This is a genomic window from Candidatus Poriferisodalis sp. (assembly GCF_965215815.1).
Lineage (GTDB): Bacteria > Actinomycetota > Acidimicrobiia > Acidimicrobiales > Poriferisodalaceae > Poriferisodalis.
Genome location: NZ_CBDCEO010000013.1, coordinates 1,310,818 through 1,331,871, shown reverse-complemented (window position 1 = coordinate 1,331,871; position 21,054 = coordinate 1,310,818). Strand labels below are relative to the sequence as shown.

25 protein-coding genes are annotated in these 21,054 nt (G+C 67.5%); 3 read left to right on the top strand and 22 right to left on the bottom strand.

Annotated features, from left to right (window positions below; translation table 11 throughout):
* Positions 1–16: 16 nt before the first annotated feature.
* The 3 genes from ACOOHB_RS16150 to ACOOHB_RS16140 form a co-directional block, all read right to left on the bottom strand.
* Positions 17–1,735: a hypothetical protein gene (locus ACOOHB_RS16150; RefSeq protein WP_420445827.1), complete on the bottom strand. Its 1,719-nt coding sequence runs from the start codon at positions 1,733–1,735 to the stop codon at positions 17–19.
* Positions 1,736–1,777: 42 nt separating this feature from the next.
* Positions 1,778–2,782, bottom strand: a complete 1,005-nt coding sequence (locus tag ACOOHB_RS16145; RefSeq protein ID WP_420446924.1) for a rod shape-determining protein — start codon at positions 2,780–2,782, stop codon at positions 1,778–1,780.
* 255 nt (positions 2,783–3,037) lie between these two features.
* Positions 3,038–3,295: a hypothetical protein gene (locus ACOOHB_RS16140; protein WP_420445826.1), complete on the bottom strand. Its 258-nt coding sequence runs from the start codon at positions 3,293–3,295 to the stop codon at positions 3,038–3,040.
* A gap of 30 nt (positions 3,296–3,325) precedes the next feature.
* Here ACOOHB_RS16140 and ACOOHB_RS16135 point away from each other — a divergent pair, with 30 nt between their 5' ends.
* A complete protein-coding gene (locus ACOOHB_RS16135; protein ID WP_420445825.1) occupies positions 3,326–3,721 on the top strand; it encodes a hypothetical protein in 396 nt (131 codons plus the stop codon).
* Between the two features lie 519 nt (positions 3,722–4,240).
* Here ACOOHB_RS16135 and ACOOHB_RS16130 read toward each other — a convergent pair.
* Both ACOOHB_RS16130 and ACOOHB_RS16125 read right to left on the bottom strand, forming a co-directional pair.
* A complete protein-coding gene (locus tag ACOOHB_RS16130) occupies positions 4,241–4,708 on the bottom strand; it encodes a molybdenum cofactor biosynthesis protein MoaE (RefSeq protein WP_420445824.1) in 468 nt (155 codons plus the stop codon).
* Positions 4,708–5,727: an NAD-dependent epimerase/dehydratase family protein gene (locus tag ACOOHB_RS16125; protein WP_420445823.1), complete on the bottom strand. Its 1,020-nt coding sequence runs from the start codon at positions 5,725–5,727 to the stop codon at positions 4,708–4,710. The genes ACOOHB_RS16130 and ACOOHB_RS16125 overlap by 1 nt, the downstream gene beginning before the upstream one ends.
* A gap of 58 nt (positions 5,728–5,785) precedes the next feature.
* Here ACOOHB_RS16125 and ACOOHB_RS16120 point away from each other — a divergent pair, with 58 nt between their 5' ends.
* On the top strand, positions 5,786–7,066 hold the full coding sequence (locus tag ACOOHB_RS16120) for a zinc-dependent metalloprotease (protein WP_420445822.1): 1,281 nt from the start codon (positions 5,786–5,788) through the stop codon (positions 7,064–7,066).
* On the opposite strand, the gene ACOOHB_RS16115 is transcribed toward ACOOHB_RS16120, so the two are convergent.
* The 9 genes from ACOOHB_RS16115 to ACOOHB_RS16075 form a co-directional block, all read right to left on the bottom strand.
* Positions 7,063–8,475, bottom strand: a complete 1,413-nt coding sequence (locus tag ACOOHB_RS16115) for a hypothetical protein (protein WP_420445821.1) — start codon at positions 8,473–8,475, stop codon at positions 7,063–7,065. The two genes, ACOOHB_RS16120 and ACOOHB_RS16115, sit on opposite strands and share 4 nt — an antisense overlap.
* A gap of 21 nt (positions 8,476–8,496) precedes the next feature.
* Positions 8,497–9,213 carry a response regulator gene (locus tag ACOOHB_RS16110; RefSeq protein WP_420445820.1) on the bottom strand — a complete coding sequence of 239 codons (717 nt, stop codon included), beginning with the start codon at positions 9,211–9,213 and terminating at the stop codon, positions 8,497–8,499.
* 17 nt (positions 9,214–9,230) lie between these two features.
* Complete coding sequence (locus ACOOHB_RS16105) at positions 9,231–10,682, bottom strand: sensor histidine kinase (protein WP_420445819.1); 1,452 nt, start codon at positions 10,680–10,682, stop codon at positions 9,231–9,233.
* Entirely contained in the window at positions 10,679–11,389 is a 711-nt protein-coding gene (gene phoU, locus ACOOHB_RS16100; protein ID WP_420445818.1) for a phosphate signaling complex protein PhoU, read from the bottom strand. The genes ACOOHB_RS16105 and phoU overlap by 4 nt, the downstream gene beginning before the upstream one ends.
* Positions 11,390–11,441: 52 nt before the next feature.
* Complete coding sequence (gene pstB, locus ACOOHB_RS16095) at positions 11,442–12,335, bottom strand: phosphate ABC transporter ATP-binding protein PstB (RefSeq protein WP_420445817.1); 894 nt, start codon at positions 12,333–12,335, stop codon at positions 11,442–11,444.
* A 74-nt stretch (positions 12,336–12,409) separates the two neighbouring features.
* Entirely contained in the window at positions 12,410–13,348 is a 939-nt protein-coding gene (gene pstA / locus ACOOHB_RS16090; protein WP_420445816.1) for a phosphate ABC transporter permease PstA, read from the bottom strand.
* Entirely contained in the window at positions 13,348–14,286 is a 939-nt protein-coding gene (gene pstC / locus ACOOHB_RS16085; RefSeq protein ID WP_420445815.1) for a phosphate ABC transporter permease subunit PstC, read from the bottom strand. The genes pstA and pstC overlap by 1 nt, the downstream gene beginning before the upstream one ends.
* Before the next feature lie 69 nt (positions 14,287–14,355).
* Entirely contained in the window at positions 14,356–15,444 is a 1,089-nt protein-coding gene (locus ACOOHB_RS16080; protein ID WP_420445814.1) for a substrate-binding domain-containing protein, read from the bottom strand.
* Between the two features lie 120 nt (positions 15,445–15,564).
* Positions 15,565–15,849, bottom strand: coding sequence for a hypothetical protein (locus tag ACOOHB_RS16075; protein WP_420445813.1), 285 nt, complete (start codon positions 15,847–15,849; stop codon positions 15,565–15,567).
* A 122-nt stretch (positions 15,850–15,971) separates the two neighbouring features.
* Between ACOOHB_RS16075 and ACOOHB_RS16070 the strand changes: the two genes are divergently transcribed.
* Positions 15,972–16,397 carry a WhiB family transcriptional regulator gene (locus tag ACOOHB_RS16070; protein ID WP_420445812.1) on the top strand — a complete coding sequence of 142 codons (426 nt, stop codon included), beginning with the start codon at positions 15,972–15,974 and terminating at the stop codon, positions 16,395–16,397.
* A gap of 12 nt (positions 16,398–16,409) precedes the next feature.
* Here ACOOHB_RS16070 and ACOOHB_RS16065 read toward each other — a convergent pair whose 3' ends face one another.
* The 8 genes from ACOOHB_RS16065 to ACOOHB_RS16030 all read right to left on the bottom strand — a co-directional run bounded on the left by ACOOHB_RS16065 (position 16,410) and on the right by ACOOHB_RS16030 (position 21,030).
* Complete coding sequence (locus ACOOHB_RS16065) at positions 16,410–16,616, bottom strand: Sec-independent protein translocase subunit TatA/TatB (protein WP_420446923.1); 207 nt, start codon at positions 16,614–16,616, stop codon at positions 16,410–16,412.
* Between the two features lie 62 nt (positions 16,617–16,678).
* Complete coding sequence (locus ACOOHB_RS16060; RefSeq protein WP_420445811.1) at positions 16,679–16,957, bottom strand: WhiB family transcriptional regulator; 279 nt, start codon at positions 16,955–16,957, stop codon at positions 16,679–16,681.
* 82 nt (positions 16,958–17,039) lie between these two features.
* Positions 17,040–17,498 carry a TadE/TadG family type IV pilus assembly protein gene (locus ACOOHB_RS16055; protein ID WP_420446922.1) on the bottom strand — a complete coding sequence of 153 codons (459 nt, stop codon included), beginning with the start codon at positions 17,496–17,498 and terminating at the stop codon, positions 17,040–17,042.
* Positions 17,495–17,764 (bottom strand): Flp family type IVb pilin, encoded by a 270-nt coding sequence (locus ACOOHB_RS16050; protein WP_420445810.1) that lies wholly within the window; start codon positions 17,762–17,764, stop codon positions 17,495–17,497. Before ACOOHB_RS16050 ends, ACOOHB_RS16055 begins: the two co-directional genes overlap by 4 nt.
* 52 nt (positions 17,765–17,816) lie before the next feature.
* Positions 17,817–18,659 carry a type II secretion system F family protein gene (locus ACOOHB_RS16045; protein ID WP_420445809.1) on the bottom strand — a complete coding sequence of 281 codons (843 nt, stop codon included), beginning with the start codon at positions 18,657–18,659 and terminating at the stop codon, positions 17,817–17,819.
* Positions 18,623–19,273: a type II secretion system F family protein gene (locus ACOOHB_RS16040; protein WP_420445808.1), complete on the bottom strand. Its 651-nt coding sequence runs from the start codon at positions 19,271–19,273 to the stop codon at positions 18,623–18,625. The genes ACOOHB_RS16045 and ACOOHB_RS16040 overlap by 37 nt, the downstream gene beginning before the upstream one ends.
* Before the next feature lie 3 nt (positions 19,274–19,276).
* Entirely contained in the window at positions 19,277–20,335 is a 1,059-nt protein-coding gene (locus tag ACOOHB_RS16035; protein ID WP_420445807.1) for a CpaF family protein, read from the bottom strand.
* Between the two features lie 62 nt (positions 20,336–20,397).
* The gene (locus tag ACOOHB_RS16030) at positions 20,398–21,030 is read right to left on the bottom strand and encodes a hypothetical protein (protein WP_420445806.1); all 633 of its coding nucleotides are present in this window, start codon (positions 21,028–21,030) and stop codon (positions 20,398–20,400) included.
* Between the last annotated feature and the right edge of the window lie 24 nt (positions 21,031–21,054).

Below are 21,054 nucleotides of genomic sequence, written 5' to 3'. Positions count from 1 at the left end.
CGGACCAAGAGCGCGTCTAGCCGCGGGCGCTGAGGCGGTTTCGCAGTTCTTCCACGAAGCGTGTTGCGTCATAGAGGAGTACTTGGCGCAGTCCGCGGCTGTCTGCGCCGATGTCGCTGCGTCCGTAGAGACGAAGCGTGCGCAACGGACCGCCGCCGACTGGCTCGGAGATGTCCATGCCGATACGTGGCACGCCGGGCAGCGTGTTGCGATCGGGATCGACCGGCTCGACGAGTTCAGAGAGCTCCACCAGTCGCTCACGGCTCACGTCGCCGCCAGCGAAAGCGTCCTCCAGCAGTGTGTGCAGGCGCAGCTGTGACAGCCATCCAGCCCGCGTGCGCGAGTCAGGCTGCGCGGCCGAGCCAGCCTGCACGGCCGAGCCAGCCTGCACGGCCGAGTCGGGCTGCGTACGCGAGTCAGACTGCGAGTCAGACTGCGAGCCAGCGGCGAAGCTCGCCCAGTCGGCGGCGAAAGCGTCCATCACAGCGGATTGGCCAGCCGTCCACGGCGGCGCCGGGTCGATGAACAGCTCTACCTGCGTCGGCAGTTCAAGTTCGACAGCCAGGGTGGAGCGCCGCACCACGGTCAGGTTCGGTGGCAGCTGTTCGAGCACACCGGTCGCCCGCGACTCGGCAACCTCGACCAGCACATAGCGGCAACGTCGGTCGGCGACTGCATCGGCGACGTCGAACACAGATGCAGACAGGTCGAGCACCTCGATCTCGCCCACGTCGAGGTCGAGCATCGCTGGCACCGTCTCACGGGCCGCGCCCGCCACATGGGCCGCTGCCGCAACCTGACGGCCGAGGTGTGAGCCGTCCACCACGACGCACCAGGTCGCCCCCGGACCGCTCGCTCGGAATCGGTCCAGCAAGGCCACCGTGGTCAGCTCCACCGGCGTCGTCGACGTGAGCACCCAGGCCAGGTCCTCGCCGGCAAGCGTGGCCACCGCGGGCACAGTCGGAAGCGGCAACTGCATGGGCGAAACGTCAGACGGGACTTCGAATTGAGTGCCGGACAAGGTGTCGGAGATGTCGACAGACGAGGTGCCGGATGTGTCAACAGACGGAACGTTGGATGTGTCAACAGACGAGGTGCCGGATGTGTCGACAGACGGAACGTTGAATGTGTCAACAGACGAGGTGCCGGATGTGTCAACAGACGGGGTGCGAGGCAGGCCAGCAGACGAGGTGCGACGAGGCCTGGTGAGCTCGACCGTGTCGACGCCCGCGCTCACGTAGGCCAGCGCTGCTATGTCCCACCCCTCAAGCGCGGCAGCGGCCGCTTCGACATCGCCAATGTCCCTCACCGACAATTCGACCGAGTACAGCTGCGCCACCCCGCCACGAACATTGACCCCGGCCCAGTAGGCCTGCACGCCGGCGAGCGCCGCACGATCTGCCTCGGCGGCTGGACCCGACAGGTCAACCAACACACCCAAGGTCAACGTGCCTGCGTCGAAGCCGTCGGCGGGAGCCGGTTGCGGCGGGAACGTCGGCGCTGGTTCTGAAGGCGATCCCGAGCAGCCCGCGACCGCCAGCAAGAGCACCGCCGCCGCCAGCAACGGCCTTTTCGCGAACGCGCCGCAGCACACCACCCCAACCGCCGAACAAGCGGCCCAGCACACCACCCCAACCGCCGAACAAGCGGCCCGGCGCGCCACCTCAGCTGCCAGCGCCGGCGTTGTCGCGAGCGAGCTGGAGCGTGTCACACCCCCGCGAAAGAGTGATCCCATGAGCACAACCAACCAGCGGACAACACCGCTGCGGACGGTCCGCTACCGGCCGGGAATGGTGTGCGAGGCGTGCAGCGCTTCGAAGTTCTCGAGCGCTCGGCCCGCACCCAGCACCACCGTCTCAAGCGGCGACTCCGACCGCAGCACCGGCACCCGAGCCTCAGATGCGATGCGCTGGTCCAGCCCCCGCAGCAGAGACCCGCCGCCCACCATCAAGGCACCGGTGTGAATGAGGTCCTGTGCCAGCTCCGGCGGCGCCTCGCCCAAGCACTCCAGCACGGCCTCCACGATGAGCTCCACCGTGTCTGCCAGTGCCGATCGCACCTCGGTCGGTGTGATGAGGAACGTGCGGGGCAGCCCTGTCGACAGGTCGCGCCCCTTCACTTCGGCGTCGAACTTGTCGTCGATCGGCCACGCCGACCCGATGCTGATCTTCAGTTCCTCGGCAGTGCGCTCGCCGATGGCGATGCCGTGCACACGTCGTGAATAGTTCATCAGTGCAGTGTCCAAGTCGAACGACCCCACCCGCACCGCACGCAGCGCCACCAAGCCGCCTAGCGACACCATCGCAATCTCGGCGGTGCCGCCCCCGACGTCGATCACCAGCGAGCCGGTGGGCTCGTGGATCGGCAACCCAGAGCCGATGGCCGCAGCGATCGGCTGCTCGATGAGCCGGACGTCGGACGCCCCGGCCCGCCGCGCCGCCTCGATCACCGCACGCCGTTCCACCGGCGTGATGAGCGACGGCACGCAGACTGCAACACGGGTCCGGCCGAAGCGGCCGACACCGACGCCCTGAAGAATGAGCCGGATCATCCGCTGGGTGATGTCGAAGTCAGTGATGGCGCCGTGGCGCAACGGTCGTGCAGCGATGATGTAGCTGGGCGTGCGCCCGATCATCTGCCACGCTTCGCGCCCGACCGACAGCACGTCGCCTGAACGCTCATTGAGAGCGATGACCGACGGCTCGTTGAACACGATGCCTCGTCCCCGCTCGTACACCAGCGTGTTTGCGGTGCCGAGATCGATCGCGAGGTCACGAGCCAGGACGACGCCTTTGGTTGCGAGATGTGACTCGTTCGCTGCGTGGAGGCACGATTGGAGTATGGACCTCCACGAGACGCACTGTGCCCTTGAACTGGGGCGCAGCCTGCGGGGGCTCCGGAGCTGTGGGGGCGGTCAGAGCAGCGCCAACTGTGCTGTGTACGCGGCGGTCGGCATCACGACGGACAGCACCAGGACGAACGGCACCACGACGAACAGCACCAGGACGAACAGCACCACCACGTCTGGCATCGCGACTCACGACATCGCGATGGGCGGCACCAGGACGAACGGCACCAGGACGAACGGCACCAAGACCGACGGGACCAGGACGAACAGCACCAAGACCGTCGGGACCAGGACGGCTATCGGCTGCCGGGCGTGTGACAGGCCGTCGATGCTGATCTTGGTCTCGGCCGCTCCCCTGTGCGGGTACGAGGCGAACGCTGGAAACCGGCGGGCGCGTCGAGCGCGGCGACGGCTGCTCCGGATGGGCCAGCGACCGTGCAGAGCCAACCCCAGGTCGCGCTGAACGAGCCGGCGACGGTGCAGAGCCGAACCCTGGCTGGGTTGAACTCGCCGGAAGCCGGGTCGAACTCGCCGATGGCTGAGTCGCAAGGGCTGGCGAACCTGCAGAGCCAACCCCAGGCTGCGTCGAACTCGCCGGAAGCTGGGCTGGACTGGCCGAAGGCAGTGTCGCAAGGGCTGGCGAACCTGCAGAGCCAACCCCTGGCTGCGTCGAACTCGCCGGAGGCTGGGTTGGACTGGCCGAAGGCAGTGTCGAACTCGCCGGAAGCTGGGCTGGACTGGCCGAAGGCAGTGTCGAACTCGCCGGAAGCTCCGTCGTTTGGGCTGGCGGTTGCACGGCTTCGGGTCGACGGCCGGGTGCATGCGTGCGTGCATCTCGTCGCTGCCAAGCGGGATCGTCCAGTTCGGCGCTGAATGGTGGCAGCACTGGCAACGAGTACTCACGCTCGATCAGCCGGACGCTGGCAGTCGTGGCCTTGGGCCGAACTACGCCGATTGTTGTTGTCTCGGGCCGTTGAGTGCGTTGCCGACGCCGGCCGCGCTGGCGCCTTCTGCCCCCGTCGTTCCCAGCCGACCCACCGTCCGACGCCGCACTGTCCGACCCCGCACTGTCCGGCGCCGCACTGTCCGACGCGTCCCTCGACGCTGCGCCATTTGCTCCTGCGTTGTCTGCCGCAGCTTCAACAACCGCATCACTCGCGTCGGCCGGGTCAGCGCCTCGTGCGCCCCTCAGCCGCCGCATCATCTGCGTCAGCCCCGGCGTGCCCGTCGATCGCCCACCCGACAATCGAGGAGCAAGCGACGCCAACCTCCGCCGGAACGGCTCGGTTTCGTCGTCGGTCACACGCTGACTCTTCAAGCGAGCGCCCACGCCCAGCACAGCCATCCCCAACAACGGCACCACCACGGCAATGGCCAAGAACAGCAGCGGGCTCATGACCCGGGCACCTGCGCGATCGGCTGCGACTGCAAACCCCAGTCGGTTCCGCCGTCGTGATGCTCTTGCTTCCAGATCGGCACCGTGGCCTTCAAGGTATCGATACCGAACCGGGCGGCTTCGAATGCTGCATCACGATGCGGAGCCGAAGCGGCCACCACCACCGAGCTCTCGGTCAGACACAGCGTCCCCACCCGATGCAACAGCGCCGCCTTGCGCACGCTCGGCCACTTCCGCCGCATCTCGGCAGCGATGTCGGCAAGCCGCGGCCCAACCTCCGACTCGTACGCCTCATAGACCAATTGCGTAACACCCGTGCGGTGCTCGGCATGGTCACGGACCGTGCCCGAGAACAGAACCACCGCCCCAGCCTCCGGGTCGAGCGCCCAGTCATAGACGGCCGCGATCGGCAGCTCCTCGGGCGTCAATTCCACCCAAGTGTCGTGCTGCGGCGCCACCATCATCATCGCAAAGCGTAGGAGCGCCGGAGCCAGGCCGCGGCAGCCCACCCTCCGGCCACCACAGCAGCCCCTGCGCCGACCAACATGGCGTGCTGACGTTGGCGCGCATTGAGGTCGTCCCAGGGCATTCCGACGTCCGCAATCACGTACGCCTGGGCACTGCTGTAGCGAGGCGTCCAGCCCTCCGCACGGAGCCGATCGTTGGCCACCACCCAGCTGTAGCGGGTATACGGCAGCAGGCCCTCGGGGGCGGAATGGCCGACTCGGCTGGCCACGTAGCGGTCGAGCCGCTTGGTCAACGGCAGGGGCAGGCGGATTTTGGGCCGGGCCCCCAGCAGGGCCCGCAGCTCACCAGGCGACAGCCAACCATCAGGGGCGACGTTGAACACGCCCGACAGGCGGCGCTGCGTGGCGAGCACCACAGCGGACGCCAGGTCGTCCAGGTGCAGGAACTGCACGGGCGGATCGTCGCTGCCAGTACGAATGGGCGCTGCGGCAAGCATCGCCTCGCCGATCGGCCCGCCGATGCCGCTCGAAACCACTGGCGCCGGCCGCAGGATCGCCACCGTGCGGGCTGGATCAGCATCACGCCAGTCCAGGACCGTGCGTTCGGCATCGGCCTGGTGCACGGCGAACGACGACTCGAGATTGGGCCGCACCGGCACGTCCTCCGAGATAGGCGTCGGATGGTTCGGCCACGCCCCGTAAACGGCGGCGCTCGACACCAGCGTCAGATGTTTGACCCCATCGGAAACTGCGAGCACCCGGCGCAGACGATCCGTGGTCACCTCACTGGTCAACCGCAAGTGCACCAGTACCTCGGCGCCGAACAGGTCATCCCCGCCACGCGCGCCAGCCCCACCAGCCCCGCCAGCCCCGCCAGCCGCTCCGGTTGCGCCAGCCCCGCCAGCCGCTCCGGCATCGTCTATATCCACGACCTCGTCGAAGGACCCAGCCAGCAACTGCAGCACCCGAGCGCCGATCACGCCGCCCGCACCCGTCACCGCGATCCGTGGGGTCATATCCCTACGATGCCCCAGACGGTGCGCCCAGCCCTACCATGCCCGATCCCGGCGACCCATGCCCGATCCCGGCGACACCCCATCCCGGCGACCCATGCCCGATCCCGGCGACGCCCTCGGCCTGTTCGCCCAGCCGTACCATGCCGTTGTGGCCCCTCCCGACGACGACGACAACCCGTTCTCGGGTATCCCGTTCCTCGGCGACATCGCCGCGCTCCTCGGCAATGACGCAAACCTCTGGGAAGGCGCCCGACAGGCCGCCAACCAACTCGCCAGCGGCGGCAAGCCCGAACACAACGTCGACCCAGTCGTCCGGCACCGCCTCAGCGAGATCAGCCGGGTAGCAGAACTGCATGTGGCGCATGTCACCAACCTCGATCCCACATCCGGCGGCCGTCCCCCACGCACCGATCCTGTCACCCGCTCGGGGTGGGCCAACGACGCCCTCGAAACCATCCGCCCCCTCATGGACCGCCTGTCCGAACGCCTGGCCAGCGACCAAGACCGCGGCCAAGAACACAGCCCAGAACACAGCATGGACCCCTTCGCCGGCCTGCTGCGCATGATGAGCCCGATGACCGTGGCCATGACCGCCGGCATGATGGCCGGCCACCTCGCCACCAAGGCATTCGGCAACTCGGACCTCGGTGTGCCCCGCCAGCACGACCAGGTGCTCATCGTGCCCGCCAACATCACCGACTTCGCCGGCGAATGGAGCCTCGACGTCGACGACGTGACGCTCTGGGTCGCCATCCGGGAACATGCCATGCACTCGGTGCTGTCGGTGACACACGTACATGCCGAGCTCGACAGGCTGCTGCACCGCTACGTGGACGGCTTCCGCCGCAGCGAGCCCACCTTTGACGACCTGGACCTCGACCTCACAGCACTCGCCGACAGCGCGGATGCATCCCAGCAGATGAACACGCAGCTGCAGCGCATCTTCGGCAACCCCGAGCTGCTGCTGGGCGTGTCACGAGACGACAGCCAGAACGACACCGTGCAACGGCTCGAAACGCTGCTGAGCGTCGTCCACGCCTATGTCGATGATGTGGTCGCCCAGGCGGGGCCCCGGCTCATCGGCGGTTTCGACGCACTGAGCGAGGCCGTGCGGCGGCGCCAGGTGGCTTCGCAGGGAACGGACTTCGCAGACCGCCTGCTGGGCGTGCGGCTGAGCGCCGAAGCCCGCGAACGGGGCGACAACTTCATTGCCGGCGTAACCGAGCGAGCCGGCCGGGAGGGCTTGGCCCGCCTGTGGGAACAAGGGGCGCTCCCGACACCGAACGAGCTTGCGGCACCCGGCCTGTGGCTGGCCCGCCTCGACCTGCCGCTGAACTAGTTCTTGCGACGGATACGGGTCCGCACACGGGTGGCGATGACCTCCGAAGGAGGACGCCGGCCCCGAGCCAGCGCCCACAGCCCCCCCAGGTAGAGAACCGCCGCCACGGTGGCGGCGATGCCCAGCAGCATCACCCCAGCCCGTAGCGGCAGGATGCCGTTCGGCGTAACCACCGGCACCAATGCGCCGATCACCCACATCAGCTGGAAGCGGGTCTCGAAGCGGGCAAACGTGCGGCCATGATCCGCAGGCACCTCGACGCGCTGCACGATTGCGTCGAAGCACAGCTTTCCCAGAGCGGACATGAGCCCGATCACCATGGCCAGCCCCAGCACCGAGACACGATCGGGCGCCGTCGCCACATAGAACGACACAAGTGCCGCCAGCAGAATTGTGCAGGCGAGCAGAGCTTCCTCACGGATGCGGCGACGCAGCATGGGCGCGGCCACGGCCCCCACCAGCTGGCCGATAGCACTCGCCGTGAACATGAAGCCGAACCACCACGTCGCCGCGTCGTCGGTGCGCAGCCAGAACGCAATAAGAAACAGCGTGAAGCCGGTTATGGCACGCACCACGCCCATGGCCGAGCCCGCCAGCAGCATCCCGCCCCGGCGCGTCGCGCCGGGAGCCGGTCCCGGCACCGCCGGCAGGCCTGGCTGCGGACGCCCGCCCGGCTCGTCACCTCCCTCGTCGCCCCACGGCCCGGTGTAGAGATCGGATGGCCTCCGCTGACGGGGACCGAGCGGCTCGGAATACGGGTCGCTGTGGGGTCGGTCGAGACGAGGCGCTGGTCCCGGTTGAGGCACCTGGGGCACGTCGTCCGCCTCGCCGGGGTGCGACCGCGACGGCCGCACAGCCGTGCGAGGCAGCCGGGCAGCGGGAAACGTCATCAGCACGAAGACCACCGACGCCAGCACCAGCACCCAGCGCGACGAGATCAAGCTCAACAGCAAGCCCGGCCCAGCAGCAAGCGCACCCCCCAGCCCGCTCAGCAACATCAGCTTCGAGTTGGCTTCCACCAGGTCGCGTTGCTCACGCACCAGCCCCGGCACCACCGCGCTCTTGGCCACGTGGTACGTCTTGCCCGCCACCAGCGCACCGAACGCCTCGGGGAACAGCAACAGCGAGTTGAGGTGGCGCACCATCATCAGCGCCAGGACCGCACGGACAATGCCGGCACCGATGATCATGCTGCGACGCCCGCCGCGAGCACGATCCACCAGCGGCCCAATAAGCGGCCCGACCAAGGCGAACGGCGCCATGGTCACCAGCAGGTACAACGCCACCTTGGGCCGCGCAGCAGCCGGATCGAGGTTGAAGAACAGCGACCCAGCCAGCGCAATCGCAATCAGCGCATCGCCTGCGGCGGACAGCAGGTGCGTGCGGGCAAGCCAGGTGAACGGTTGCATCAGCCCGCAGTCAGAGGTGGCTCATGAGCTGTCGGGCCTCGCAGCAGTCCGCTCGTATCGATATCCCAGACCGCGGATAGTCGTGATCCTCTGCGGATTCGACGGATCGTCCTCGATCTTGGCCCGCAGCCGCTTCACATGAACGTCAATCGTCTTGGTGTCGCCGATGTAGTTGTAACCCCACACGTTTTGCATCAGGCTGTCGCGGGTCACCACCCGGCCGGCGTTGCGCAGCAAGTAGGCCAACAGCTCGAATTCCTTCAGCGCCAGGGTCACCAGCTCGCCGCCCACCTGCAGCTCATGTCGATCGATGTCGAGCACCACGTCGCCCTCGATCAGACAGTTGCTGTCGCCCTCGGGCGCGACCGGCTGGCCCGAGGCGCGCCGCAGCACCGCCCGCATGCGAGCCACCAGCTCGCGCAGCCGGTACGGCTTGGTGACATAGTCGTCGGCGCCCACCTCCAGGCCCACCACGGCGTCGATCTCCTCGCCACGAGCGGTCACCATGATGAGCGGCACCCGTGACGACTTGCGGATCTCCCGGCAGACGTCCAAGCCGGACATGCCGGGCAGCATCACGTCCAGCAACACCAGATCGGGCTCGGACGCGCTGATCTCGGCCAGAGCGGCCCGGCCGTCAGCGGCAGTGCGCACCTCGAAGCCCTCGCGCCGCAAGCCCACGGTGAGGGCCTCGGTGAAGGATGGCTCGTCGTCTACGACCAGTATCGATGTCGTCATCGTCCTGCCTGGTTGCCTCAAGGGTTCTGTGAAGAGTCTTCGGGAGCGGGGAATCTCAGCGTGAACGTGGTGCCGACGCCCTCACGCGAATGCAGCATCACCTCGCCGCCATGATTGGCAACCACGTGACGCACGATGCTCAGGCCCAAACCGGTGCCGCCAGTAGCACGGGCACGAGCTTTGTCCACCCGGTAGAAGCGCTCGAACACCCGCTCTGTCTCATCGGCGGGAATTCCGATGCCCTCGTCGGCAACCACGATGTCCACCCATGTCGGGGCTGCCTCGGATGCCTCGGATGCGTCAGCTGCGTCATCCAGGGCATTCAGGGCATCCAGGTCATCCAGCGAATGCGGCACATCCAACGAACCAAACGCATCCGGAGGCCCGATCCGAGCCACCGCCGCGTCCGCATCGGCCAGCACCGCTGACGGCGGCCCGTCGTCGACCGAACGGGGAGCCACGCTCAACCGCACCTCCGAACCGGGGTCGCTGTACTTGATGGCGTTGTCGACCAGGTTGCCGACCGCTCGCAGCAGCTGCCCCCGGTCGGCGTGCAGCGTGATGCCCTGACCATCGTCTTGATCAACAGCCGGCCGCACCAGCGCCACGTCGTGCTTGCGGGCGTGCTCGGAGTACTGGTGAGCCACCTCGCTCAGCAGCGGCACGACCGGCACCGATTCCCGCCGCATGGAGCCCTCCAGCTCGACCCGGCTCAGCTCCAGCAGGTCGTCGATGATGAGTCGCACCCGCTCAGCCTCCGCACTGATCCGGTCGACGAGCCGGGAACGCACCTCCGCATCGTCCTCTTGCGCCAGCGTCTCGGACAGCAGCGCAATAGCACCCACCGGCGTCCGCAGCTCATGGCTCAGGTTGGCCACGAAGTCACGGCGCACGTGGTCGACCCGCGCACCCTCAGTCCGGTCCGCAATCACCGCAACTGCGCCCAGAGCGTGGCGGTCGCTCGCGACGGGATGGGCGCTGATCTCGATCACCCGCGGCGGCGGACCGGTCAGCTTCACGATGCGGGAGCGAGCGTGCCCGTCCCGAGCCGCCTCGAGCAGCTGGGTCACCCCTGCGCCCACCAGTGCCATCGCGTCACGGGCCGACATCATCTCGTCGGCCAGCGCATTGCTGGCACACACGGTGCCGTCCTCGTCCACCAGCACCACGCCCACCGCCAGCTCGTTCATGGCCAACTGCCAGCGCGCCCGATCCCGCTCGGCAATGTTGGCCGTCATGGCGGCTGTCGTGGCAACCGACTCCAGATGGGAGATCCAGTCATCCAGGCCGTAGTCGTCGAGACGTGGTTCGCCGGGACGCAGCCCGTCGGACTCGCTCTCACCAGAAAAGCGGTGCACCACGCGGCCGAGCCGCTCGGAGGCCGACGTCCGCGCCCGCACGCCGATGATGACAACCAAGACCAGCGCCAGCGCCAGCGCGGACGCAGCCGCCACCAGCGCAGCGATCACAGCGTCTCGCCCTGCTCCCGTCGGGCCCGGGCCCGATTGGCCCCCATATGTTCGGGCAGCTGGCCGGTCACCAGGAACTCGACGCGCTGGGCGATGTTGACGGCGTGGTCGCCGATGCGTTCGTAGAAGCGGCCCACCACGGCCAGCTGCACGGCCTGCTGGGTGTCGATCTGGCCCGCATTGCGTGAGGCGAACACGGCGTCGAGGTACTGGCCGTGCAGCTCGTCGAGCACGTCGTCGACGTCGTTGAGCACCGAAGCCAATCCGGCGTCACGCTCGGCGAAGGCATCCATGGCCATGGCGGTGAGCCGCACCGCCTGCTCCCGCATCCGGTCGAGCAGGCCGCGCACTCGAGGCTCCAGCTCGGCGCCATGCAAGCGGACAACCGCCTTGGCGATGTTGGTGACCAGGTCGCCGCTGCGCTCGATCTCCGAGATCATTCGCAGGTCGGTCAGGATCGTGCGCAGGTCGACCGCCACCGGCTGCTGCAGTGCCAGCAGCTGCACGCACTTCTCCTCGACCTCCAGGCTGAGCAGGTCGAGTTCGTCATCGGCGGTGATGATCTGGTCAGCCCCGCCGATGTCGCCCGCGAGCAGCGCTGCGGTCACTGCCGAGATGCCCTCGGCCACCATGCCGCCCATCTGCACGAGATCGGCACGAACCTCGTCCATCAACTGATGGAACTCGGTTCGTACTTCTTCGGTCATGGTTGCAGTGTGTCGTATCTGTGTCTCTGTGTCGCCTGGCTGGTGAGTGTCGCTAGCCGACCCGCCCGGTGATGTATGCCTCCGTGCGGGGGTCGTCAGGGTTGGTGAAGATCAGGCTGGTGGGTGCGTATTCGACAAGCAGGCCGGTGCGATGGCCCATTTCGTTGGCCTGCACCGAGAAGAACGCCGTCATGTCGCTGATGCGAGCGGCCTGCTGCATGTTGTGCGTCACGATGATGATCGTGTAGTCGGTTTTCAGTTCGGCAATGAGTTCCTCGATGCGGCCGGAAGCGATCGGGTCGAGCGCCGAGCAGGGCTCGTCCATGAGCACCACGTCGGGCTGCACCGCAATTGCCCGGGCAATGCACAGACGCTGCTGCTGGCCGCCCGACAGCCCGTAGGCAGACATCTTCAGGCGGTCCTTCACCTCGTCCCACAGTGCCGCCCGGGTGAGCGAGCCCTCGACCACGCCGTCGATCTCGGACCGCTTGACGCCTGCAAGCCGGGGTCCGTACGCAATGTTGTCGTAGATCGATTTGGGAAACGGGTTCGGCTTCTGGAACACCATGCCGACCCGCCGCCGCACTTCCACCGGGTCGACCTCGTCCTGGTACAGGTCGACGCCGTGGTAGTTGATGGTGCCCTCCACCCGGGCACCTTCGATGAGGTCGTTCATGCGGTTGAAGCAGCGCAGGAACGTCGTCTTGCCGCAGCCCGAGGGGCCGATCAATGCCGTCACCTCATGTTCGGCAACATCGAGCGTGATGTCGCGCAGCGCCCGAAAATCGGTGTAGTACACGTCGACGCCGGCGCATTCGAACACGGTGCTGGCCGCGAGGCGCTGGCCGGTCGACGCCGCCGTTGCAGCACCGCTCACGTCAATGCGCGCGCGGTTTGGCGGCGGCGCCATCACTTCGGGCACTGGTGCTTCTGACTCAGAGGTCATCAAGGCCTTCTCGGGATTCACCAAGTCATCGCCTGTTCGCGTAGATCGTCACGAAAGTCGTCATGGAGGATGTCTCACCACTGTTTTTCGAAGCGGTTGCGAAGGTAGATAGCAATGCCGTTCACCGCCAGCACCAAGACCAAGATGACGACGCTGGCCGCAGCGGCGTTCACCCCCCAGTCTGCGCCGGGCAGGCGAGCGAAGTTGAAGATCTGCACCGGCAATGCCGTGTAGGGGCCGGTGAAGGTCTCGAGCATGTTGGCGTCGCCGAAGCTGAGGAAACCCGTGGCGGCGCCGACCAGGATCAGCGGTGCCGCCTCGCCGAGGGCGCGCGCCAGTGCCAGCACGGTTCCGGTGAGGATCGTCGACAGCGCGGCCGGCAAGACCTGGCGTGAGAGCACCTCCCACTTGGTGGCTCCCACACCGTATGCGGCTTCGCGCAGTGACGAGGGCACCGCCTTGAGCGCCTCGACCGAGGTGATGACGATGATCGGCAGCACCATCGCGGCCAGCGTCATGCCGCCGGCGATGACCGACTTGCCCTGTGTGAAATCTTGGAGCGCTTTGACGAACACCGCCAGGCCCAACAGGCCATAGACGATGGAGGGCACCCCGGCCAGGTTGCGGATGTTCAGCTCGACGATGCGGGCGAAGCGGGATTCTTGGGCGTATTCGACCAGGTAGATGGCCGTTGCGACACCTATCGGCACCGCAAAGACGCCCGTGACCAGCGCCACCTGCAAGCTGCCGATGATGCCCTGCGAGATGCCGGCCTCTCCGGCCGAGCGCTGCGAGAAGCCGTGGGTCAGGAAGTACCAGAGGTCGCCCGACAGCACGTCCCAGCCGTCCACGATCATGACGGCGAGCAGTACTGCCAAGAAGCCCGCCGCAAACACGGTGGCGCCGATGAGCAGCCACTTGAAGACGACCCCGGTGGCATCGGCACCCCGGCGACGGCGCAATACGTCGGCTGCGTTGGTGGCGATGCCTGCGGGGGTGGTGAGTACGGTCATCAGTACCTGTTCTGCAGTCGGCGGACGATCACGTCGCCTGCCATGTTGAGCACCAGGGTTATGACGAACAGCAGGGCACCCAGGAAGTAGAGGCTCTGGAACGCCAGGTTGTTGCCGGCGACCTGGTCGGTGCCGAGGCCAAGTGCAGCCATGGCCGAGGTGATGGTGCCGCCCGATTCGAGCACCGACATGTTGAACAGCGAGGTGTCACCGCCGCCCGACGCGATGGTGACCACCATGGTCTCGCCGATCGCGCGGCTGAAGCCGACGATGGTGGCGGCCATCAGGCCGGACATGGCGGCCGGCAGCACCACCCGGACCGAGGTGGTGACCTTGCGAGCGCCGAGACCGGCGGAGGCCTCCCGCAACGCCACGGGCACCGCTCGCAGCGCGTCCTCGGCGATCGAGGCGATGAGCGGGATGACCAGCAGGCCGACTGCGATGCCGGCGGCAAGCTTGTTGAAGAAGTTGATCTCGTTGAAGAAGTTGCTGAGCACCGACGGGGTGATGAAGCTGATGGCGAACACGCCGAGCACCACGCTGGGGACGCTGGCCAGCAGCTCGAGCGTGGGCTTCATCACCTTGCGCACCTTGGGGTGCGCGTACTCGGAGAGGTAGATCGCCGCGCCGAAGCCCGAGGGCACCGCAACCGCCATGGCGATGACCGAGATCTGCGCCGAGTTGACCAGCAGCGTGCTGAGGTCGAACAGGCCGCGGCGAGGGAACCAGCCGATATCGGCGAGCTTGGTGAACTCCACCTGGCTGATGTAGGTCCACGCCTCCGAGGCCACTGTCCAGATGATGAGTGCGCTGACCAGCATCGTGACGGCGGCCGCGCCCATGAACAGCCAGCGGACGGTCTGCGAGCGCACCCGGCGCATCGGCGAGGTCTGAAGGTCTGCTGCGGTGAGCGTGGACCGGTCCGGCGTGGGACTCATGCGATGGGACTCATGCGATGGGACTCATGCGATGGGACTCATGCGATGGCGTCTTTGGTTCCCGGATGTCTAGAAGTTCTTGCCGGTGGTCAGGTTGTTCCAATTGCTGCGTGACTGCTCCAGATCGGTCGCATCCAGGTTCACGTAGCCGGCCTCGATCACGTAGGGCTGGCCCTCGTCGCTCACCATGAAATCGACAAACGCCTTGATAGCCGGGTCTGACGCCTGCGCCGCGTCAATGTAGGTGTAGAGGAAGCGGGCGATCGGGAACTCGGCCGAGGCGATGGTTTCGGACGTCGGGGACACGCAGCCGTCGCCGCCGTCGACCTCGAGCAGCTTGACCAGGTCACGGTTCTCGTCGGCGAAGGCGAAGCCGACCCAGCCCAGGCTGTATTCGTTGCCGGCGATGCCGTCGATGATCACGTTGTCGTTGGCCGACGCGTTGTAGTCGGGACGCACGGCGAAGTCCTCATCGGCGTGGCCCTCTTCGACGCGGCCTTCCCAGACGTCTTCGAGGGCGATCTCGATGAAGCTGTCGAAGGTGCCCGACTCTTCGCCGGGAGCGAAGATCTCGAGTGCGCCGCCGCTGAACGGACCGGTGCCGCCCAGCTCAGCGTTCAGGCTGTTGGCGTCGGTCCAGGAGCTGATGCCGGTGGACTCGACGCCGACCAGGCTGTAGAGGTCTGCGAAATTCAGGCAGTCGACGGTGTCGTTGGCCGCTGCGGTGATGACCGAGATGCCGTCGATGCCGACGCGCAGTTCGATGAACTCGACGCCGGCCTCAGCAAGGCACTCGGCTTCGGAGTCCATGATCTGGCGCGAGCTGTTCCAGATGGGGATTTCGCCGGCGCAGGCGGCCTTATGGCCGTCGCCCGAACCAGGGCCGGCGACCGAGAACGCCACACCGCGGTGTGCTTCTGCGAAGGCCTCAGCCAGCAAGTTGGTGACCGGCTCGACCGTGGAGGAGCCGGTGACGGTGATTGAGCCGCTGAGCGACTCGGCCATGTCTTCGTCGGCCATGTCGTCGGCCGCGGCGGTCGCAGCGGGAGCGCTGCCGCCGTCAGACGAATCGTCGTCGCTGCCGCACGCAGCGGCAATCAGGGCGAATGCAGTGAGCATCGCCACGAGCAATTTCGTGCTTGTACGAGTCTTTCGCATCGTCGCGCACGCTACGAAGGGCCGGTGACATCACTGGTGGTAGCCGGTGAACGACCGGAACGAATGCCGTGAACAACCCGTGAACGCGGCGACCGGGTCCGCGGAGGCCGGAAGTACCAGCTAGTTCGCTTCGTCTTCTTCCTCGGGCATGCCGAGGTCCCAGTGCAGCTCGTAGTTCTCGCGTTCGGCGTCGCGCACGACCCGCTCGCGGTTACGGCGGAACTGCGGATCGTGGGGCGGGAGCAGCTGCAGGCGCGCGTTGGTGCGACGGCGGAATTCGTCGACGGCCGCCTCTTCGCCGTAGATCCCTGCGATCTCCCAATGGGGCGCTACAGGCCCCAGATAGATGATGCGGATGCCGACCTCAGGCGGGAGCTGTTCGGCTTCGGTGGCGATGTCGGACACGGGCTTCCTTGGGTGTGGATCGGCGCACGGCAAGGGTACCGACGTCGTTGTGGCAAACAGGTCATGAACACCACATGAAAATTCGATGAAAGTCGGCAATCCCCGGAACCAGAAGCATGTGTATGGCGTTGGTTCTCGCGATGAGGATGTACGACGATGACCTCGCCAGCCGAGGCCTCAACAACGGAGCTTTTCTGGTCGGTTCGATCCGGGCAGCAAGGCAGAACCCCGAATCGAGCGATCTGCCGACATTGCAGGTCGCTTCTGTCCACGTGCCGAACGGCCCTGGCTCGGAGAGCCTGGCCTCCGACTGGGTCATTCAACGCAAATGTGCCGATATCGACCCGAACGTCTTCTTTCCCAGCGATGGGGCCGGCGTGATCGCCGCTCAGAAGGTGTGCGCAGAGTGCCCGGTGAAAGACCCGTGTCGGGAGTACGCACTCGCCAACAACATCACCCACGGAGTGTGGGGCGGGACTTCGGAGCGGCAGCGCCGCCGGACTCTGCGAGATCGTCGCCGTGCACAAAAGCCCGCTCGCGCCGCCTGAGCGCGAGCTACGTCAAGAGTCTTTGGGCTTGGAGTCGCTCGACGAACTGCTCGACGAGCCGTCGCCAGCCGCCTTTTCCGCGTCGCTCACGCCTTCACGGAACTCGCGCTGAGCCTGGCCCAGCGAGCGCGCCAGTTTCGGCAGCTTGGCTCCCCCGAACAGCACCAGCACGATGATGAGCAGGATGAGCAGCTCAGGCGGTCCGAGCGCAATTGCCATCACGGCCGCGAGCGTACCAGCGCTACGTCAAGCCAGTAGCCGGGCTGGCAGGCCTCGACACGTCAGCCAGTTGCGGCGCGCCTCGTCAGGGCTCGTTGGCGGCGTACTCGGCGGCGCTCTCGCTCGCTCATGCCGCCCCAGATGCCGAACTTCTCGCTGTTCTGGAGCGCGTACTCGAGGCAGTCATCGCTGACGATGCAGCCGCGGCAGACGGCCTTGGCCTCGCGGGTGCTGGCCCCGCGCTCGGGAAAGAACAAATCGGGATCGACGCCGAGGCAGTTGGCCTGATCCCACCAGTTCCCTTCTGGTGCTTCGAGCGCTTCTTCAGTTGCGAATGCCATCGTTCCTCCCGGCAGTCCCTCGACAGGTGTTCCCGACCTCGGTTGCAGCTGCAATCTCGGTGACGAGATACCCGACCTGTAATTACAGGTGTGTGACTTGCCATTGAACCCCATGGTTGTGACATGCGCAAGCGGCAATTTCGCGGTATCCCCCGCGACGACCTCGGCGTTCGTCGGGCATGGCGGCCGATTCGGACAGATCGACGTCGCCGATCAGGACACCGACCAGCGGAACCTCCGTGGGCGAGCGGTAGCGCACGGTGACGCGCACCAGGTCGCGGGCGGATTCTCGCTCGACGACGAGCCGTCTGGAATCAAGCGGGGTTGCGGCGATTACCGCGTTGCGGACGGCGTTCAGCGATGGCTCCACCGCCGCAATGCGCGCGCCAACCCGGGCTGCATGTGACACCAGCACTGCGTCGCGCGCGACCAAGGCCGTCTGGACAATGCACATGAGCAGCAACACCAGGAACGGCATGAGCAGGGCCAACTCGACTGTGGCCTGCCCGTGCTCGGGGCGGCCAGGGGCGCGTGGGCTCAGGAGATGGCCTTGGTGAGGTAGTTGAACACCGCGTCGAGCAGGCGGCCGATCTTGCCGGTGCTGGCGGCCCAGGCCGTAACCGCCGCCACCAGCAACGCGATGGCACCCGTGAGCAGGGCGTACTCGGCGGTGGTCTGACCGGCCTCGTCGGCTTGATCAACCGCCGTGAGCCGGTGGGTGCGACGCACCGGCGGCGGGCGGCGGGCCACAGCAGTCAGATGGGCGGTCGGATGGGCGGTCGGATGGGTGGTCGAGAATTCCGTCATCGGAGCTCCTTGGGGGTTCTGGTTGGTTTGGGTGCGAAGCGGGTGCGGGGCATCAGGCACCGAACGCGGCGACGAGCACCGGCACGATCGCGATCAGCCCGAGCGCCGGGAGCACGCACAGCACGAGGGGGAACAGCAGCAGCACCGGCAGGCGCCGGACCCTCCCCTCGAGACGCCGGCGGACGTCATCGCGCAGCTCCCGCCCGAGACGCTCCAGCTCGGGTGCCAGCGGAATGCCGGTACGCATGGAGCCGGTGACCGCAGCGGCAAAGGCCCGCGCGCGGGGCCCGCACGCGCGGCCGAACTCGTCCAGCGCTTCGTCAAGCGGCCGATGGGGCGCGGTCAGTGCGGCGAGCCAGCGGCCGGTCGGGCTCGCAGCGTCACGGTGGGCGAGCGCGAGCTGCAGCGATGCCATGATCGAGAGCCCCGACGCCAGGGCCACGTTCATCACGTCGACGATGGCCCCCAACTCCGCCACCACGTGATCGGGGTGCGGAGCGTCGCCACGGTGCGACCACGCCAGGCGCAGCCAACGGGCCGGGCGGCTGGCGAGGGAGCCCGCCGTGGTGAACGCATCCCAGGGGTGCTGTGCCGTGGCTGCGAGCAGCATCGCGCGGCGGCGCGCCGGCTCGGGCCGGGTGATGCAGCCGCCCCAGCAGACGGCGCCAGCAGCCAACCCGCCGACGACGACAGGATTGGTCAACACGACGCTTCTGAAGATGAGGCTGTCCGAAAACGAGCCGACCACGAGGGCGGCGTCGCGAGCTGCCGTGCTCCATACCGCAGCTATCTCGCCCGTCATCGCATCGCCCGTCATCGCATCGCCCGTCATCGCATCACCCGTCATCGCATCGCCCGTCATCGCATCGCCCGTGCGACCGAAGCGCGCATCCACGACACGCCCCCTAGCTCTAAGAGGACCGCCGCTCCGCAGCAGAACCAGCCCAGCGGTGTGGACGTGAGCACTCGGGCAGCAGCACCGCCTTCGGCCAGCAGCGCGAGCGCGACCACCCACGGCAAGACCGCCACGACCCAGACCGAAGCGCGGGCCTGCGCTGCGTGGACGCGAGCCTCGGCGGCCATGTCGGCTCGCGCCCGGACTGTCACAGCGACATGGTCGAAGAGCTGCGGCTGTGCCCCCACCCGGTCTGAGGCGAGTGTGACTGCCGTCGAGAGCAGCGCCGCCTCGGACGTCTGCTCGCGCGCCGCCCATCGCTGCACGGCGCGGCTCAGCGTGACCCCACGCTCGTGCTCGGCCGAGACCTGATCCAGCGGCAGCGACATCGGGCCATCTCCGGCGGCAGCGCGCAGCGCCTGCAGCAGCGTGTCTCCACCTCCCAGCCAGCGCGACACGGCCGCGCAGTAGTCGCCCATGTGCGCCGAACGGGCTGCGACCGCTGCCCGGTCGCGTCGCCGTTGCCGACGCATGCGGAGCCACTGGCGCACCGCCGGTGAGGTGATCGCGCCCACGCATGCCAGCACCACTACGAACAGCACGCTCAGCCGCATCCATCACACGGCAGCAGCCACGCGCGCCGCCATGTCCAACCCGGCAGTTTGCTGCAGCGAGCCGTCGCTTCGCACTTCGTAGATGGCTATGACCACCCGGCGCCCCTCGGGAGCGCGACTCATGTGAATGAGGCCGTCGAGAACCGACGCGATGTGCGCGCCGACATCGCCGACCGCGCCACCGGTTCGAGCAAGCTGTTCGAGCCGCCACAGCGCATGCGCGGGATCGTCGGCGTGCAGGGTCGATACCGAGCCGCGGTGGCCGGTCGTAAGGGCTTGCAGCAGCGCCGCTGCTTCTGGGCCGCGCACTTCGCCGATCACCAGACGGTCGGGTCGCATCCGCAGCGCCGCTGCCACCAAGTCGGCCATCGTCACCGCTCCGACCCCGTCGACATTCGGCGGCTGGCCTTCGAGGCGCACCGTGCTGACGCCCAGCCGAGGCAGCTCCGCTGCTTCCTCGACGACAACGAGGCGCTCCCGGTCGGCGACCGTGGCCAGCAAGCTCGCCAGCAGAGAGGTCTTGCCCGTGCTGGTGGGGCCGAAGACGATCAGGTTGGCTCGTTCAGCCACAAGCCGATGCAGATGTTCGACGTCAGCCGGACGTGCCAACTCGCTGAGGTGGCGGATGTCGGCGGGGAAACGGCGCAGCGTGATGTACGGGCCGTCCACCGCAACCGGCGGCACGGCGATGTGGCAGCGCGTGCGGTCGTCGAGCCGCACGTCCACCATGGGAAGACGCCGGTCCACGCGGCGCCCCGTCGGCCCCAGCAAGTACTCGACAAGGCGATGCACCTCGGCGGCGCTGATCGAACCCAGCGTCGACAGACGGCCGCGACGCTCGATGACGATCGGGCCGGGGCCGTTGATCATCACCTCAGTCACCTCGTCGTCGCCCCAGATCTGCGCGAGCGGGCCGACGCCCGCAAGGCGGGCCAGCACTTCGGAGACGAGCTCGGCCGCGTGGTTGCGGTCGAGCAACGGTGCCGCCGTGTCGACAGCGGCTGCGACGTCGCGGGCCTCGGGCGCCGGCGCCGGCAGGAACCGTTCGTGGATCTCCTCCACAAATGCTTTGCTTGATGGCGCCCTGCTTGCCGGATGCCGCCCGACAGCCCGAGCCGTGCGATTCACAAGAACGCATCCAGCGACCGCGCCGACTTCGCGCAACGGTCGAGCAGCAGGCCCGCATCGGCCCAGCGCGAGATCGAGCGGTCGACCGCCACGACGGCATCGGCATGACGTCCCAATGCGGCCTCGATGTCGGCGAGGCCCAGCGCGCGCTGCGTATCGGTCAGCACGATCACGTCGTCAACCTCGGCCACGACATCGCGTGCTCGGTGCAGCGCCTGGTAACAGCAGGTCATCGTGAGCAGGCGCCGCACCCTCGGCCCCGCCACCCGGTCGAGCGCCGCCCGGCCGCGACCCGCGTCGATGATGTTGACCCGTGGCTTGGCAGCGAGCAACGACCACAGGGTTCCGAGCCGGGCGTCGTCGATCTCGCCGCTGCCGCGCGGCAACAAGCTGACCCCGGGCGCGACATCGACCGCCAGCGCCGACGCTGCGCCCAATGACAGTTCGTCTGCCGCGGTCCACTCGGCGATGCCCGGCAGATCGGGCGCTGTGCCCAGCACCACACCGAAGTCGCCGGTGAGATCGACCAGCACGACATCGCGACCGGCGCGCTTGGCACTGCTCGCAGCAAGCAGGGCCGTCACGGTATTGCCGACGCCGCCCTTCGCGCCCACATAGGCATAGATCATTGATGCTCCTGAAAATCAGAGAAA

Bases quoted from the DNA above. Each gene is read 5' to 3' on its own strand.
- ACOOHB_RS16060 (WP_420445811.1), bottom strand. From the start codon at position 16,957: ATGGCATTCGCAACTGAAGAAGCGCTCGAAGCACCAGAAGGGAACTGG.
- ACOOHB_RS16150 (WP_420445827.1), bottom strand. From the start codon at position 1,735: ATGGGATCACTCTTTCGCGGGGGTGTGACACGCTCCAGCTCGCTCGCG.
- ACOOHB_RS16110 (WP_420445820.1), bottom strand. From the start codon at position 9,213: ATGACGACATCGATACTGGTCGTAGACGACGAGCCATCCTTCACCGAG.
- ACOOHB_RS16065 (WP_420446923.1), bottom strand. From the start codon at position 16,616: ATGGCAATTGCGCTCGGACCGCCTGAGCTGCTCATCCTGCTCATCATC.
- ACOOHB_RS16070 (WP_420445812.1), top strand. From the start codon at position 15,972: ATGGCGTTGGTTCTCGCGATGAGGATGTACGACGATGACCTCGCCAGC.
- phoU (WP_420445818.1), bottom strand. From the start codon at position 11,389: ATGACCGAAGAAGTACGAACCGAGTTCCATCAGTTGATGGACGAGGTT.
- ACOOHB_RS16130 (WP_420445824.1), bottom strand. From the start codon at position 4,708: ATGATGGTGGCGCCGCAGCACGACACTTGGGTGGAATTGACGCCCGAG.
- ACOOHB_RS16030 (WP_420445806.1), bottom strand. From the start codon at position 21,030: ATGATCTATGCCTATGTGGGCGCGAAGGGCGGCGTCGGCAATACCGTG.
- ACOOHB_RS16050 (WP_420445810.1), bottom strand. From the start codon at position 17,764: ATGACGGAATTCTCGACCACCCATCCGACCGCCCATCCGACCGCCCAT.
- pstB (WP_420445817.1), bottom strand. From the start codon at position 12,335: ATGACCTCTGAGTCAGAAGCACCAGTGCCCGAAGTGATGGCGCCGCCG.
- ACOOHB_RS16115 (WP_420445821.1), bottom strand. From the start codon at position 8,475: ATGCAACCGTTCACCTGGCTTGCCCGCACGCACCTGCTGTCCGCCGCA.
- ACOOHB_RS16120 (WP_420445822.1), top strand. From the start codon at position 5,786: ATGCCCGATCCCGGCGACACCCCATCCCGGCGACCCATGCCCGATCCC.
- ACOOHB_RS16125 (WP_420445823.1), bottom strand. From the start codon at position 5,727: ATGACCCCACGGATCGCGGTGACGGGTGCGGGCGGCGTGATCGGCGCT.
- pstC (WP_420445815.1), bottom strand. From the start codon at position 14,286: ATGAGTCCCACGCCGGACCGGTCCACGCTCACCGCAGCAGACCTTCAG.
- ACOOHB_RS16080 (WP_420445814.1), bottom strand. From the start codon at position 15,444: ATGCGAAAGACTCGTACAAGCACGAAATTGCTCGTGGCGATGCTCACT.
- ACOOHB_RS16040 (WP_420445808.1), bottom strand. From the start codon at position 19,273: ATGCGGCTGAGCGTGCTGTTCGTAGTGGTGCTGGCATGCGTGGGCGCG.
- pstA (WP_420445816.1), bottom strand. From the start codon at position 13,348: ATGACCGTACTCACCACCCCCGCAGGCATCGCCACCAACGCAGCCGAC.